The sequence below is a fragment of the Aeromonas sp. HMWF017 genome (assembly GCF_003061465.1).
Classification (GTDB): Bacteria; Pseudomonadota; Gammaproteobacteria; order Enterobacterales; family Aeromonadaceae; genus Aeromonas; species Aeromonas veronii.
This window is the reverse complement of the sequence record NZ_QAJD01000062.1, coordinates 54,340-54,704: the sequence shown is the minus strand read 5'-3', so window position 1 is coordinate 54,704 and position 365 is coordinate 54,340. Positions and strand designations below refer to the sequence as shown.

The following is a 365-nucleotide window of genomic DNA, read 5'->3' as shown; positions in this document are numbered from 1 at the left end:
CCCGCCATGCCGATGGCATGGGTACCAGTGGTACAGGCGGTAGTCACGGCGATGTTCGGCCCTTGCAGACCTTTCATGATGGAAAGATGACCGGACACCATATTGATGATGGTGGACGGAACGAAGAAGGGACTGATCTTGCGCGGGCCGCCGTTGACCAAGCTTTCGTGGTTCTGTTCAATCAGACCCAGACCGCCGATACCGGAGCCAATCGCCACGCCGACACGTTCGGCATTCTCTTCATTGATGGTCAGGCCGGAATCATCCAGCGCCTGCATACCGGCCGCGATGCCGTATTGAATGAAGAGATCCATCTTGCGAGCGTCTTTACGGTTGATACCGTACTGCTCGGGATCGAAATCCTT

Annotated in this window: 1 protein-coding gene; it reads right to left on the bottom strand. The window is 56.2% G+C overall.

Translation table 11 applies throughout. The annotated features are described in order from the left end of the window. Window positions 1–365 (bottom strand): beta-ketoacyl synthase N-terminal-like domain-containing protein (locus DBR30_RS21175; RefSeq protein ID WP_308813265.1); only part of this gene is annotated, 365 nt, incomplete at both ends.